This window comes from Leuconostoc sp. S50 (genome assembly GCF_016624925.1).
GTDB lineage: Bacteria > Bacillota > Bacilli > Lactobacillales > Lactobacillaceae > Leuconostoc > Leuconostoc pseudomesenteroides.
Map to the genome: position 1 here is coordinate 1 of NZ_JACVUE010000039.1, position 271 is coordinate 271.

Sequence of the window (271 nt, forward strand, 5' to 3'; positions counted from 1 at the left end):
CGTTACCGAAGCAATCGACTTCACGACGGGGTCATTCGCGCCCACATAGACGTTGTCCGGTGCGGTCACAGTGACCGAGCCGGTGGTGCCGTTCGCCGGGATGGTGATGGTGGTTTTGCCATCGTCCAGGGTGAAGGTCAGGGCGCCGTGATTGTTGATCGGCAGACCATCTTTGTTGGTCAGCGTCACGGTGTAGGTGATGTCGCCGCCTTCGGTGACCGACGAAGTCGCGGTCAACTTGGCGACTACTTCGTCGATGGTATCGGTGACT

1 protein-coding gene is annotated in these 271 nt (G+C 59.4%); it reads right to left on the reverse strand.

What is annotated here, in order from left to right; all coding sequences use genetic code 11:
* On the reverse strand, positions 1 to 271 hold a 271-nt coding region (locus tag IAE53_RS11295; protein WP_200554245.1), incomplete at both ends, for an immunoglobulin-like domain-containing protein.